The sequence below is a fragment of the Oceanirhabdus seepicola genome (genome assembly GCF_023684385.1).
Lineage (GTDB): Bacteria > Bacillota > Clostridia > Clostridiales > Clostridiaceae > Oceanirhabdus > Oceanirhabdus seepicola.
The window spans coordinates 625,742-638,718 of record NZ_JAGSOJ010000002.1; the positions used below are offsets into that span (position 1 = coordinate 625,742).

Consider the following 12,977-nt stretch of genomic DNA (forward strand, 5'->3'; position numbering starts at 1 on the left):
AATAGTCGAAAACCACTTGACATAAACAAAAATGTTTAGTATTATTCAAACATACTAAACATTTTTGTTTAGTTAAATTTGACTTGCAGGAGGTAGGCATATGGAAAAAAGCATCTTCATACACGCTAAAGAAGTTGCAAAAGAATTAAGCATTTCAGAAGCACAGGCTTATAAGTTAGTGAGAGAAATGAATATTAAGTTAAAGGATAAAGGCTTCTTAGTTATATCTGGTCGTGTAAGTAGAAAGTATTTTTATGAAAAAGTATATGGGTTAGAGGGAGGAGTGCTTTAAATGTCAGCATATAAGGATAAAAAAACTGGTAAATGGTATGTGTTTTTCTATTACCGTGATTGGCAGGGGGAAAATAAAGGTAAAACAAAGCGAGGTTTTGCAACTAAACGTGATGCACTAGAATGGGAGAGAGAGTTTTTACAAAAAAGCAGTGCTAACTTAGATATGAGTTTTTCAGCATTTGTAGAAATATATACTAATGATTTGAAAAGTAGATTAAAACAAAACACATGGATGACAAAACAAAATATAATTGAACAAAAAATCTTACCATACTTCAAGGATAAGAAAATAAATGAAATTAAGCCTGCAGATGTAATCGCTTGGCAAAATGAAATTATGAAAATATGTGATAAAAACGGTAAGGTATATTCACCAACGTATCTCAAAACCATACATAATCAGCTCAGTGCTATTTTTAACCATGCTGTAAGATTCTATGAATTAAAATCTAATCCAGCTCGTAAAGCAGGTAATATGGGTAAGGAGAAGACAAAAGAGATGCTATTTTGGACTAAAGAAGAATACTTGAAATTCTCTGATTCTATGATGGACAAACCCATATCATTTTATGCCTTTGAGATTTTATATTGGTGTGGTATTAGGTTAGGTGAACTCCTTGCTCTGACGCAGGAAGATTTTGATTTTAATAAGAGTACAGTTAGAATTAATAAATCATATCAGCGAATAAATTGTACAGATGTTGTAACAGAACCTAAAACGCCTAAGAGTGTTCGAATCATAAAAATGCCTGACTTTTTAACAGAAGAAGTAAAGGAATATATTAAATCAATATATGGTATTAAACTTAAAGATAGATTATTTCCCATTACTAAGAGTTATCTCCACCATGAGATGAATAGAGGAAGTAAAGAACAAGGCATTAAGAGAATTAGAGTGCACGATTTGAGGCATTCGCATGTATCGTTACTTATTGAAATGGGATTCTCTGCTGTAGCTATTGCTGATAGAGTAGGTCATGAAAATATTGATATTACTTACCGATATGCTCATTTATTTCCTTCAAAACAAGTAGAAATTGCAGATAAATTGAGTATAGAAAGAGGTAATGACAATGAAAAAAACGTTAGATCCTAAAAATCGATGGCGTAGTAAAACGGTATCCTTTAGAATGTCACCAGAAGAAGCAGAGCAGCTCGATAGTCTGGCTCAATTATCTGGGATGACTAAACAAGCTTATATAATCAATAGAGTGTTGAAAAAGGATGTTGTTGTCAATGGAAATCCACGTGTGTATAAGGCTTTACGCAATCAATTTCAAGTAAATTATGAGGAACTTAAGAGACTTGAAAAAATAAGTGATGATAACACAGAACTTTTAGAACTTATACTTTATAGTTCAACAATTCTTAAAGGGTTAAAGGAGGGTGTAAATGACTAAGCGTTTAGAAACTATAACAGGAGAGAAGTTATTTGAACTGGAGTTAAAAGAATCAAGAGTAATTATTGAAAATATATTACCATCGGGATTACATATACTTGCAGGTAGTCCGAAGATTGGCAAGTCATGGCTAGTGCTATGGCTTTGCCAAATGATTGCAACAGGAGAAACAGTGTGGGGTTTTAAGACAACAAAGGGGAAGGTGCTATATCTTTGCTTAGAAGATAAATTACCGCGTATTAAAAGCCGTTTGATGAGCATTACGGAAAATGCTAGTGAAGCTACAGCCTTTGCAACAGAAACATTGCCACTTGGCGGTGGATTAGTAGCCCAGATTGAAAATTATATCATCAATAACCCTGAAACCATGCTTGTGGTTATTGATACACTTCAGCAAGTAAGAACCCTAGGTTCTGATAATATAAGTTATGCCAATGATTATAAAGATATCAGTGCACTAAAATCAATTTCTGATAAATATGATATTGCTATAGTATGTGTTCATCATCTTAGAAAAATGAAAGATGATGATCCATTTAATATGATTTCTGGATCCATGGGTTTAAGTGGTAGCGCAGATGGGAGTTATGTTTTGGTGAGAGATAATAGAATGTCTTCCAAAGCTAAATTATTTATAACAGGTAGAGATATACCAGATACAGAGCTTAGACTTGAATTTGATAAAGTTAATTGTTTATGGAAACTTATAGAACATGATGCTTATGATGAGTTTGAGAATGATGAACCAATTATAAGAGCGATTTGTGATTATATTAGAGAAAAGAAAAGCTATTATAATACATCTACCCATTTATTAAGTGAACTTGCTAAATGCGGTTATAAAGAGGAAATAACACCAGCAACATTATCTAAGAAGTTGAGGTCTCATGCTGATATTCTCAACGAAAAATTTAATATCTACATTGAATTTATTAGAAAAAGTGATAAACGTATTCTTTCAATACGTGACGGTAATGACACTAATGACAGTAATATAGCCTAAGATTTTGTCGTCATGACGGTAAAAGTGCTAGATATAAAACCGTCATGCCGTCATTGGGAGGAATAGAAATGGCACTTATTAAATTTGGTAAAAAAGAAATTAAAGCACTAGAAAATAAAAATGAAATGTTAAGAAATGAAATAGAGAAGATAAATAATCAGTGTGAGAATTTAAATGTTTTGGTTATTGAAAAAGATAAAGAAATTGTTTCTATTCAAAATCAGATTAGAAAAATTAAAGGTCAAGTAGGGGATATTGAAAAGATAAAAAATGAAAACAAAGTCTTACGTAATATCTTAGAACATTCAAGTCGCCATACTAAAGCAACAGTAAAGAATTTAGAAATGATAGCGAGACTAAAAGCTGAGGGGAAATCATATAGAGCAATTGCCAAGGCATTAAGTGAATCAACTGGAGATGATTTTGCCCACTCAACAGTCAGTTATCTTTATGCAAAATATATAAAAAATAGTGTACAGGGGAGCTGAACAGTACCACTACTTTAGTAGTGGAGCAAGCTTCCTATTGGTATAGCCAATAGATTGTAAAGTGTGGGGAATCCCCACGCCCCTTTATGAAACCCCTACATAGAGAAGTGAATGGAGATATTAATTTAAAAATATAAAAATGGTAATTACCTTCCGGTGATTGTTAGTGAAACAGACAAAGAAATATATTCCTATAACGAAAACGACACATGTGGAGACAGTAATAAAGCTTAACTTAATATAATAAAGGAAAATTAAAGAGTATTTCAAGTTTTAAGAGTAGAAAATTTTCTACTCTTTCTTATGACTAGTAAGTAGGAGGCATCTTTATGAGCTGTAGACCACCATTTACTATAGGTGATAAGAGTTTAGACTTGGTTGCCGATAGTATGGAAACCATTACGAAATTAACCATGATAGAGTTTCAGGCGCTATTCATTAAGAGAGAAGGAATAATAATCAAATTCCAGTTGTTGCATATGTATTGAGATAGTCGCGTGCTTACTAGCTACCACCTCGGAGAATATTCTTCTTGATGATAAACTTCTGTTAATTTTTGCATATGGGGCCTTACAAAAAAAATTAATGGAGCGGATAGGTGTATCTGCTCCATTTTTTCGTATTCAACTTGTCTGTTTTAACGCACTTTATATCTGTTATTTTTTTGCTTTATGAATCCGTGAAAGTACAGGTTAATGAGTTGTGACATGGCTTCCGAATCCTTGGTATTGATGATATCAGTATCAAATACCGCTTGGAATCCAGCATTAAAGGCTTCACTGAATGCATACAGTATATCGTTGCTGATACCTTCGTCAATATAACCTTGCTCTTTTCCCTGTTGATAAAAACCATACATCAAATCTTTGAGTTTTTCATTGAACATCTTCGATACGGCAGAGTTGTTTTTTGAGAATACTTCCTTGAGGAAATCTCCTTTCATCATATCTAAAGAAGACACTTTAGCCATTATGATATGATTGAGTTTTTCAAGAAAGTCCCCATCTTTTTCAATCATACTACTTGTATTTAGGATGATATTCTCATAAATATCGCTTACCACACTTTCAATTAAATCTTCTTTTGATCCAAAATATTTATAGATAGTAGCCTTAGATACGTTTGCACGTTCAGCAACTTCATCAACAGATACCTTCTGTGTCCCATATTGGTTGCAAAGTTCATATGTCACTGCTTTTATCTCTGACATTTTCCTTAGTTTTCTTTTTTCGTGTCCATTCATATGTGCCTCCTGTATTACTTATCATTATACTGTAAAAATGGTAATTAATCAATATTTATAAACTTTATAAACTTTTTAGTTCAAAAAGTTGACAAAGCTTAAAAATGGATATATTATGAACTTAAGAAACTGATTTAGTTTAAAAAGTATGTAAAAGGAGCGGTTTATGAAACAAAAAATTAATGAGTTCAAGAAATGGGATACGCATCACCATATAAGCCCACCATTCTTCGAGGAGTTTATCATTAAGAATGGAAACAAGGATGTTTATGGATTGCCTCATGCTAAATGGTCACCAAAATTGATGTTAAATTGGATGAACAATATAAACCTAGAAAAAGCAATATTATCATTTTCCTTGCCAGGTATTTATTATGGGGATATTGCTGAAACCAAAGCAATGGCAAGAAAGTGTAATGAGTATATGGCGGAACTCATCAAACAATATCCTGATAGACTTGGGGGATTTGCTACATTGCCGTTACCAGATCCTAATGCTTCTATTGAAGAACTGAAGTACGCCCTAGATACGTTGAAGTTAGAGGGACTTGGTCTACTAAGTAATGCAGGTTATAAATACTTTGGTGATGAAAGTTATGAACCGTTTTGGGAGGAAGTTAATAAAAGAAAATTGGTTGTGTATGTACACCCTGTACAACCTGAAGAAGGTGTTAACTACACATTACTTAACTACACTTATTACCTTAAGATGGACACAACCAAAACGATAGTTGATTTCATGAGAAGTGGCTATCATAAGAAATTCCCTGATATCAAGTTCTTTCTTTCCCATGGCGGGGGGGTAATGCCAAAAGTTATGATGTCAGCACTGAAGGGGTTGGAAAAAGAGAATCCCAATATCATGAATGAATTTGAAGCGTGGCGTAGTCAACTATTTGCTGATACTGCTCTGGTTGGGTACCCGGATGAAATGCTCCCAGAAGTCCTGAATTTCTTTGGAGCCAATCATGTTATATTTGGTACCGATTTATGTTGGGCACCAGACAAATATAAGTATTTTGTTCAACAAATTTCGCAACTCGATCTTTCAAGAAGTGCGTTTGAGAATCTTTATTCAAACAATGTCAAGGCAGCATTTACTGACAAGAAAATACCTTTCAAACCATTGAATGTTCAAGTGACGGCACGGAAAAGAAGCATAGGGACTGTTAATCACCACGTACATGTGAATCCTAAGAAAGTGACAGAGTTCGTGACAGATAAGTTGGGGAGAACATTGGATATGAATGTTAAGGATTCTGAAATCATGGAGAAACACAATAATGCTATGGTTTCAATGGATATCCCAGAATTATGGCAACTTCCTGCAAAAGAAAGACGAGAAGCACTGAAACTTTATAATCAGACAATTGCCATGATGAAAGAAGAAGCAAAATCTAAAGCAGGTGTGTTTGCAGCAATTGACTTGGATGACCCTAAGTATAGTCTTGAAGAAATAGAATATTGTCTTAAACAGCTAGATATGGATGGTGTATGTCTCTACGTAAAAATTGTAGGTAAAAATTATGGAGAGATGTTTGATGAAAAGTTGCTTGAAAAGCTAGAAAAAATTAATGTTCCAGTTTTGATTCACCTTAAAGACTCTAATGCAAAACCTGTTCTAGATTTCAATTATCATGACAGCCTTTCCTATATGTACAGCTTATTGTATTTGGATAAACTTGAACATATGAAAAAAGTCAATTACATCCCGACTCATACTGACGGCTTGTTGGATTTCCTTGCAAGAGCGTCGAACAGCATGTATTATATTGACCCTGAAACACACAAACCAAGAATCGGGAAAATAATCTGGGAGCTATTGATTAAAAAACGTGAAGTTTTCAAAGACTATGTTAAAGAATTAAAACATGTATACTGATTTCTCATTGTATAATAGAAATTAATGTCATGAGTCGTTTGAATTATTTCAGAGAATAATCATTTGAAAAAAGTAAGAAAGAATAAAGGATCTTACCGGGGTATTAATGAAGGTAGGATTTTACCGGAACATAAGTACGTATTGTATGAACTTCATAGCTTATCTGGATGCAGTTGTAAAAATAGTAACTAAAATATGGAATGTAAAAACAAGTTTTGTGATGGACTTGGTCTTGATAAACTGAAGTAGTTACACCTTGTTATAGGTTGATTTTTCATATCAGCCCTATAAATTTGAAAGTTATGGGGATGTTGAAAGTATGAGTAGTCATCAACACTCGACACATGTGGAGACGGTAATAAAGCTATATAGAGTGGAGTCGAAAACGGCGATTTTATAAGGGGAATTGTAACACTAGAGTATAGTAAACTATGTTGCGGATATTGCTTAATAAGGTGTAAGTATATTATTAAAGAATGCTGACGAATGTGATTTTATTATTGTTGGTAAAGAGAGCTTTTATATTTTATCTTGTGATATTAATTTGATATTAAAAAATCCACTACCATTAAATAATATAAATAAAATACCTAAAAAAAGTACAAAAAACAAGCAAACACTAAACAAAAAAGTTTAACAAACTCTTTGGTTTATCGAGTGGGAATAAGAACTGGTGATACACTGAATAAAATATAATAATTATGTAAGGTTAATAGGTGGTTATGATTGCTTAAAATCATAACCACCTATTTTTTCTTTATATATTGAAAAATTTCCTAAAGAAATTATCACGTGTAAAACACGTATGTTTATTAATTTGTAATTAATTCTCCAATCATTTCATCTGTTAGATTAATTCGCAAGTTTTGTGCATAACTTTTTATTAAATGTTTTTGAATTTGTGTTGAAACTCTTTCGTCATTAACCGTATAAACGAAAAGGGTTATTAAATTAAGTTTTTCTCCGAATTCACTTATGTACATGCATTGCCTCCCGTATTATCTTTAGTACTATTACATAATACGAAGTTCATAGATGGGTTTTAGGGGGGGGCAAGAGTGGTAAATAATACTAAAAAAAATACCTAATATTAGGAGTGATTATTTTCAGTAGTAGGTAATAATGAGTACAATTTAAGTTTTTTTATTATTAATATAGGACTTGCATCATATAATTAATATCATGAATCTTTAAGAGAGGGGATTAAATGAAAGTGAAAATTATTGCCCGTAGTAGGTATGACTATCTTGAAAGTGTAGTAAATGAATGGCTACATGAAAATAAAAATTTAGAAATAATAGATGTTAAATATGCAGCTGGAAATCAGTATCCCACCGACCCTGAATATTCTGCAATGATTATATACAAAGACGGTAGGGAATAAATCTCATCAATTAACAAATAAGCCTTTCAAATAATATAAAAAATATAGTAGAGGGGATTAATCATGGATAAAGAAAAGATATTTATAATTAATTACTTCAATAAAAATGACATGAGATGGTACGAACAGGAGAAGTATAAAAGTAGGGAGAAATATATAAATACCATAACAGGAGCAACTAAACAGTTATTAAAGATGTGCTTAAATGTGTAAAAACATATATAAATGTATATTTTAAAACAAAAGCTCCCTATGTTCGTAAAGAGCATAGAGCGATAGGAATAACCTATCCAAAACTCCTTTAATTGCTGGAAGTCCCTAAAGTTAATTGAACCACAACGTAAGAATGAAATAAGTCTAAGCGTGATGGTTACGAAAGTAGAAAGAATAAATTAGATGGCATAAGGTTAAATCCTAAGTGCTTATACAATGGGTAATCAGCAGGGAAGTCCCGAAGAGGGAAACCTTCAACGACTAGAGAGGAATCTCGTACCTACAAGCGTGGGGAAATGGGGAGCATCCTTAATGGATGGTGATATAGTCTGTGCTTATGTGAAAGCATAAGAAGTTCATAAGAGAACTGCATGAGAATTAGCGTGCTCATGTGAACACTCTAAAAAATGTACAAATGTAAAATTAGATAATTTGTAAACAACCGTATTTTAAAGTTTTGTAAATGAATGCTTAATGAAAAAGTATATAAAAACTAATTGTTTTATTAACTTTTCATAATCAAAGATAAACGAAATAACTAATTGAACGTTGTTCTTTTTCAACTTTAATTATTTATTAATTTCTTTAGAAATAGTTATTCTTTTTATGTTATTTTAACTTATATCCATTTTAAATAGTACCTTGGAATATTTATATTTTTATTATAATTATGGTAGAAAAGTGTTGTGAATTGGGAATACTATAGGTATGATGAAAATATTCAAAAGCGTGGTGATTAATAGTGGATAATATAGTTAAAACCGTAAAGCAACATTCATATGAATTAGATGAAGAAACCTTGAAAGAGTTATTATTCATAGGAAATCAATTCAAGAATGTTAAGAATTACGTCTATTCAAGATATAGTGGTATTAATAGTATTTCACTATTGTCAAACCCACGGCAAATTAGAGATGAATGGACAAAATCAAAATTTGCTCAGCAGTGGAAATTACCTGCTCGTTATTGGAAATTAGCATTAAGTGAAGCTATGACTAATATAAAGTCTGAATGGAGTAATATCAAAAGAAGAATTAAAGAACAATGCAAAGTAAATGATAATTTAACTAAAAAAGATAAACATTATATAAACTATATTCTTAAATCAAATGAATTATATCACAGAATACTTACACATAAAGATTATGATATTCCAAGTAAATTCAAGGATATTGATTTGAATTTTAAATACTTAAATAACCTTATTAGAAGATATACTAGAAAATATAAGGGGAAGATACCCTATTCTTATAAGTTAACTACTTTTTCAATAGACACAGGTTTATATTCATATATAGATGATGGAATTAAAATAACCTGTACTAAAAAAGGTAAGAGATTACCTATTAAACTAACAGATAGTAATAAATATGATAGAACTTTAATAATCAAAGTAGTTGAAAATAAAATAGAAGTTCATATTCCTTTGAAAATTAAAACTAAATATCACAAAGATTATGATAATATAATAGGAATAGATAAGGGATATAAGTATTTATTTGCAGTATCAAGTGGTAAGTTTTATGGTGAAAATCTCAATGATTATTTAAGCAAAGAAACTGAAAGGTTGAATGAAATTAATACTAAAAGAAATAGGTTCTATGCTTTGTATAATCAACATCTAGAACATGGGAATATTACAAAGGCTAATAGTATATTACAAAATAATTTAGGTAAAGTAAAATGTAATCACAATAAATTAACTCATAATGAAACAGTTAAATCTTATATAAACCATTCAATAAACAAATTGATAGATACAGAAAAGCCAAAAGAAATAGTTATGGAACAATTAGACTTTGTTAATTGGAATGGAAAATATCCTAAATCTGTTAAACGAAAGCTTTCAAGATGGATAAAGGGATATATAAGAGAAAGACTAGAATATAAATGTGATTTTAATAATATTAAATATACTTATATCAATCCCGCTTATACAAGTAAATTATGTAGTAAATGTAATAGTTTTGGAATAAGAAAAGGTGATGTGTTTACTTGTCCTAAATGTGGAGAAATTCATTCTGATTTAAATGCTAGTATTAATATTTTAGATAGAAAATATGATAAAGAAATTAGTTTATATATAAATTATAAAAAGGTTAAAAAGATTTTAGAAGATAGAGCTAGTTAAGAGTCAAAAAGGATATTTAATCACAAATATATGTACCTCATAAAAATATGAAGCATATATTTTATCAGAAATGAGGGTTAAATATATCTTTGATTATAAAACTTTAAAATACGGTTGTGGGAGATTTAGTTAGATGAATAAATGGACTGGCTCAACCAAGGCTTTAAACTATCGCTAAGATAGAATAAGTGCGAATTATCTAATTTGAGTACATTTGTACACATTTTTAGAACCAGAGCAATATAATTCATTGGAAGAAGCAACTAAAGCAAAGACCGATTTTTTAAAAGAAACAAAAGCAAATAATGATCAAGGGAAAGTAGAATCTGGTAAATTAAAAGAGGTAGAAGATTATCAAGAGAATCTAGCAAAGTTAGAAGATGTTAACCTTGAAGAGGAAGCTGAATTTGAAGAAGAAATGACTCAAGAACAGAATGCTAGAGGGAAAAGTGAAGCATAAAAGAGAAATAACTCTTTTATGCTAACTTTTTTTATTAATTCTCCATAATATAGTGATAAAATGCAAAGATTAATATTGACAGTTGAATTAGTGAAAGAAGTAATTTAAGAGTTGAATTAATACTAGAAAATATAATTTACAAATAAAAATTAAAAAAAACTTTAAAGTATTCGCATTAATGTGGCATAATATAATAATGGGAAAAAGATTATATGAAATGGAGGAATTTAAATGAAAAAAGTATTATCATTGGATATTAAAAATTGTTCTGAATTTCTAAGAGAACATGAAGTTAAACAGATGCAGCCAGCAATCTCAAGTGCGCATAAGTTACTTCACGAAGGAAATGGACCTGGAAATGAGTTTTTAGGATGGGTTGATTTACCTGTTAATTATGATAAAGATGAGTTTGCAAGAGTGCAAAAAGCAGCTGAGAAGATTAATAGTAACTCTGATGTCCTTATAGTTATAGGTATTGGAGGATCATATCTTGGAGCAAGAGCTGCAATAGAGATGTTAACTCACAGTTTCCACAACAATCTTCCAAAAGACAAGAGAAATGGTGTTGAGGTTTATTTTGCTGGAAACAATATTAGTTCTACATACATACAAGATTTATTAGAAGTAATCGAAGGAAAAGATTTTTCAGTGAATGTTGTATCTAAATCAGGTACTACTACTGAGCCTGCAATCGCTTTCAGAATCTTTAAAGAGATATTAGAGAATAAATATGGAAAAGAAGGTGCAAAGGAAAGAATATTTGCAACTACTGACAAGACTAGAGGGGCTTTAAAACAATTATCAGATGCAGAAGGATATGAAACTTTCGTAATCCCTGATAATGTTGGTGGAAGATTCTCTGTGTTAACTCCAGTTGGACTTCTTCCAATAGCAGCCGCCGGTGTTGATATAAAAGCTATGATGGATGGTGCTGCAGCAGCAAGAGAAGAGTTTAGTAATGAAAACATTGAAGAGAATGATTGTTATAAATACGCTGCAGTTAGAAATTGTCTTTATAATAAAGGAAATACTACAGAAATAATGGTTAGCTATGAGCCAAGACTACAATACATGTCTGAGTGGTGGAAGCAATTATATGGTGAGAGTGAAGGAAAAGATGGAAAGGGTATTTTCCCTGCTTCAGTTGTATTTTCAACAGATTTACACTCACTAGGACAATATATACAAGATGGTGTAAGAAATATTTTCGAAACAGTAATAAATATTGAAAAACCTCTTAAAGAGATGACTATAAAATCTGATGAGAAGAATTTAGATGGATTAAACTACTTAAGTGGAGAGACGATTGATTTCGTTAATAAGCAAGCGTTCTTAGGAACTACATTAGCACACGTTGATGGCGGAGTTCCAAACTTAGTGTTAAATATGAGTGAGATATCACCATTCAACTATGGTTATTTAGTATACTTCTTTGAGAAGGCATGTGGAATAAGTGGATATGTTCTTGGAGTTAACCCATTTGACCAACCAGGCGTTGAAGCATATAAGAAAAACATGTTTGCACTTCTTGGTAAAGAAGGATTTGAAGAACTAAAAAAAGAACTCAATGAAAAGTTAGCTAAATAAATAGTATAAATATATTTTATTTAAATCAAATTCAACATATTCTGAAGAATTAAGAATAAGAACAATATTTGTTCTTTCTTCATTCTTCTCTATTAATTGATTTATTAGCTGTTCATTAAAGGAGGGTATGGATATGAGAATCATAATAGATGGAGACGCATGTCCTTCAAGAGAAGCAATTGAAGGGGTAGCAAAAGAATATAATATAGAAGTGATTATATTCTGTACAATAGACCATATGATAAAAAGCAATTATTCAGAAGTAAGGGTTGCTGATCGAGGTTTTCAGAGTGTTGATATGAAAGTTATGAATGAAACCAAGAAGAATGATATAGTTGTATCACAAGATTATGGTGTTGCTGCAATGGTCATGCCAAAAGGAGCTCATGCCATCAATCCTACTGGAAAGTTATACACTGAACAGAATATTGACACCCTTCTTATGAGGAGGCATGTAAATGCGAAGGTGAGAAGAGGTGGGGGCAGGATAGAGGGGCCTAAAAAAAGAACGAAGATAGATGATGAAAGACTTAAAAGAAATCTTATAGAAATAATAAAGAAGCACAAGGATAATTAATCCTTGTGCTTTAGCTTATATTTCTTCTTCTTTTTCAAAAAATGATGTATCTATAGCGCTATTTGGGCAGAATGGGAATAGTTCAGCATTTATTGTCTGCTCTATAATTGGATAAGGATTGTTTTTTTTATCAATAGTTATATGCTTTTTTTTATATGTGTAATTTCCATCATATTTATCCATTAGTACACCTCCAAAATTTGTTCTCTGTTCTTTGATATTTGTTCTTTGTAATTATATATAGTAGTCTTTGCAGAATTTTATTTTATATGATAAGAATGTGTTAATTAGTGTATAGGAGAGTTGTTACATATA

General features: G+C 31.2%; 17 protein-coding genes. 14 read left to right on the top strand and 3 right to left on the bottom strand.

Features of this window, described 5'->3' with window-relative positions; all coding sequences use genetic code 11:
• Nucleotides 1–100 precede the first annotated feature (100 nt).
• From KDK92_RS10480 to KDK92_RS10505, 6 genes are all read left to right on the top strand, one after another.
• The gene (locus tag KDK92_RS10480; protein ID WP_250859203.1) at nucleotides 101–292 is read left to right on the top strand and encodes a DNA-binding protein; all 192 of its coding nucleotides are present in this window, start codon (nucleotides 101–103) and stop codon (nucleotides 290–292) included.
• Nucleotides 293–1,390 carry a site-specific integrase gene (locus tag KDK92_RS10485; protein ID WP_250859204.1) on the top strand — a complete coding sequence of 366 codons (1,098 nt, stop codon included), beginning with the start codon at nucleotides 293–295 and terminating at the stop codon, nucleotides 1,388–1,390.
• Nucleotides 1,368–1,694: a plasmid mobilization protein gene (locus tag KDK92_RS10490; RefSeq protein ID WP_250859205.1), complete on the top strand. Its 327-nt coding sequence runs from the start codon at nucleotides 1,368–1,370 to the stop codon at nucleotides 1,692–1,694. Before KDK92_RS10485 ends, KDK92_RS10490 begins: the two co-directional genes overlap by 23 nt.
• A complete protein-coding gene (locus KDK92_RS10495; RefSeq protein WP_250859206.1) occupies nucleotides 1,687–2,697 on the top strand; it encodes an AAA family ATPase in 1,011 nt (336 codons plus the stop codon). The genes KDK92_RS10490 and KDK92_RS10495 overlap by 8 nt, the downstream gene beginning before the upstream one ends.
• A gap of 68 nt (nucleotides 2,698–2,765) precedes the next feature.
• Nucleotides 2,766–3,185 carry a helix-turn-helix domain-containing protein gene (locus KDK92_RS10500; RefSeq protein WP_250859207.1) on the top strand — a complete coding sequence of 140 codons (420 nt, stop codon included), beginning with the start codon at nucleotides 2,766–2,768 and terminating at the stop codon, nucleotides 3,183–3,185.
• Between the two features lie 329 nt (nucleotides 3,186–3,514).
• The gene (locus KDK92_RS10505; protein WP_250859208.1) at nucleotides 3,515–3,673 is read left to right on the top strand and encodes a hypothetical protein; all 159 of its coding nucleotides are present in this window, start codon (nucleotides 3,515–3,517) and stop codon (nucleotides 3,671–3,673) included.
• 149 nt (nucleotides 3,674–3,822) lie between these two features.
• On the opposite strand, the gene KDK92_RS10510 is transcribed toward KDK92_RS10505, so the two are convergent.
• Entirely contained in the window at nucleotides 3,823–4,428 is a 606-nt protein-coding gene (locus KDK92_RS10510; RefSeq protein WP_250859209.1) for a TetR/AcrR family transcriptional regulator, read from the bottom strand.
• A gap of 166 nt (nucleotides 4,429–4,594) precedes the next feature.
• Here KDK92_RS10510 and KDK92_RS10515 point away from each other — a divergent pair, with 166 nt between their 5' ends.
• Entirely contained in the window at nucleotides 4,595–6,310 is a 1,716-nt protein-coding gene (locus KDK92_RS10515; protein WP_250859210.1) for an amidohydrolase family protein, read from the top strand.
• An 812-nt stretch (nucleotides 6,311–7,122) separates the two neighbouring features.
• Here the strand turns inward: KDK92_RS10515 and KDK92_RS10520 are convergent.
• Complete coding sequence (locus KDK92_RS10520; RefSeq protein ID WP_250859211.1) at nucleotides 7,123–7,293, bottom strand: hypothetical protein; 171 nt, start codon at nucleotides 7,291–7,293, stop codon at nucleotides 7,123–7,125.
• A gap of 224 nt (nucleotides 7,294–7,517) precedes the next feature.
• Between KDK92_RS10520 and KDK92_RS10525 the strand changes: the two genes are divergently transcribed.
• From KDK92_RS10525 to KDK92_RS10550, 7 genes are all read left to right on the top strand, one after another.
• Nucleotides 7,518–7,694 carry a sporulation protein Cse60 gene (locus KDK92_RS10525; protein ID WP_250859212.1) on the top strand — a complete coding sequence of 59 codons (177 nt, stop codon included), beginning with the start codon at nucleotides 7,518–7,520 and terminating at the stop codon, nucleotides 7,692–7,694.
• A gap of 63 nt (nucleotides 7,695–7,757) precedes the next feature.
• A complete protein-coding gene (locus KDK92_RS10530; protein WP_250859213.1) occupies nucleotides 7,758–7,907 on the top strand; it encodes a hypothetical protein in 150 nt (49 codons plus the stop codon).
• Nucleotides 7,908–8,123: 216 nt separating this feature from the next.
• On the top strand, nucleotides 8,124–8,258 hold the full coding sequence (locus tag KDK92_RS24545; RefSeq protein ID WP_276575937.1) for a hypothetical protein: 135 nt from the start codon (nucleotides 8,124–8,126) through the stop codon (nucleotides 8,256–8,258).
• Nucleotides 8,259–8,649: 391 nt separating this feature from the next.
• Complete coding sequence (locus tag KDK92_RS10535) at nucleotides 8,650–10,038, top strand: RNA-guided endonuclease TnpB family protein (protein WP_250859214.1); 1,389 nt, start codon at nucleotides 8,650–8,652, stop codon at nucleotides 10,036–10,038.
• Between the two features lie 214 nt (nucleotides 10,039–10,252).
• Nucleotides 10,253–10,498: a hypothetical protein gene (locus KDK92_RS10540; RefSeq protein ID WP_250859215.1), complete on the top strand. Its 246-nt coding sequence runs from the start codon at nucleotides 10,253–10,255 to the stop codon at nucleotides 10,496–10,498.
• Between the two features lie 231 nt (nucleotides 10,499–10,729).
• Nucleotides 10,730–12,085: a glucose-6-phosphate isomerase gene (locus tag KDK92_RS10545; protein ID WP_250859216.1), complete on the top strand. Its 1,356-nt coding sequence runs from the start codon at nucleotides 10,730–10,732 to the stop codon at nucleotides 12,083–12,085.
• 133 nt (nucleotides 12,086–12,218) lie between these two features.
• Nucleotides 12,219–12,662: a YaiI/YqxD family protein gene (locus KDK92_RS10550; protein ID WP_250859217.1), complete on the top strand. Its 444-nt coding sequence runs from the start codon at nucleotides 12,219–12,221 to the stop codon at nucleotides 12,660–12,662.
• Nucleotides 12,663–12,677: 15 nt separating this feature from the next.
• Here KDK92_RS10550 and KDK92_RS10555 read toward each other — a convergent pair whose 3' ends face one another.
• A complete protein-coding gene (locus KDK92_RS10555) occupies nucleotides 12,678–12,845 on the bottom strand; it encodes a hypothetical protein (RefSeq protein ID WP_250859218.1) in 168 nt (55 codons plus the stop codon).
• Nucleotides 12,846–12,977 lie beyond the last annotated feature (132 nt).

Excerpts from the sequence above, each read along its gene's own strand:
- KDK92_RS10480 (WP_250859203.1), top strand. The coding sequence starts at position 101 with ATGGAAAAAAGCATCTTCATACACGCTAAAGAAGTTGCAAAAGAATTA.
- KDK92_RS10485 (WP_250859204.1), top strand. The coding sequence starts at position 293 with ATGTCAGCATATAAGGATAAAAAAACTGGTAAATGGTATGTGTTTTTC.
- KDK92_RS10490 (WP_250859205.1), top strand. The coding sequence starts at position 1,368 with ATGAAAAAAACGTTAGATCCTAAAAATCGATGGCGTAGTAAAACGGTA.
- KDK92_RS10495 (WP_250859206.1), top strand. The coding sequence starts at position 1,687 with ATGACTAAGCGTTTAGAAACTATAACAGGAGAGAAGTTATTTGAACTG.
- KDK92_RS10500 (WP_250859207.1), top strand. The coding sequence starts at position 2,766 with ATGGCACTTATTAAATTTGGTAAAAAAGAAATTAAAGCACTAGAAAAT.
- KDK92_RS10505 (WP_250859208.1), top strand. The coding sequence starts at position 3,515 with ATGAGCTGTAGACCACCATTTACTATAGGTGATAAGAGTTTAGACTTG.
- KDK92_RS10510 (WP_250859209.1), bottom strand. The coding sequence starts at position 4,428 with ATGAATGGACACGAAAAAAGAAAACTAAGGAAAATGTCAGAGATAAAA.
- KDK92_RS10515 (WP_250859210.1), top strand. The coding sequence starts at position 4,595 with ATGAAACAAAAAATTAATGAGTTCAAGAAATGGGATACGCATCACCAT.
- KDK92_RS10520 (WP_250859211.1), bottom strand. The coding sequence starts at position 7,293 with ATGTACATAAGTGAATTCGGAGAAAAACTTAATTTAATAACCCTTTTC.
- KDK92_RS10525 (WP_250859212.1), top strand. The coding sequence starts at position 7,518 with ATGAAAGTGAAAATTATTGCCCGTAGTAGGTATGACTATCTTGAAAGT.
- KDK92_RS10530 (WP_250859213.1), top strand. The coding sequence starts at position 7,758 with ATGGATAAAGAAAAGATATTTATAATTAATTACTTCAATAAAAATGAC.
- KDK92_RS24545 (WP_276575937.1), top strand. The coding sequence starts at position 8,124 with ATGGGTAATCAGCAGGGAAGTCCCGAAGAGGGAAACCTTCAACGACTA.
- KDK92_RS10545 (WP_250859216.1), top strand. The coding sequence starts at position 10,730 with ATGAAAAAAGTATTATCATTGGATATTAAAAATTGTTCTGAATTTCTA.
- KDK92_RS10550 (WP_250859217.1), top strand. The coding sequence starts at position 12,219 with ATGAGAATCATAATAGATGGAGACGCATGTCCTTCAAGAGAAGCAATT.
- KDK92_RS10555 (WP_250859218.1), bottom strand. The coding sequence starts at position 12,845 with ATGGATAAATATGATGGAAATTACACATATAAAAAAAAGCATATAACT.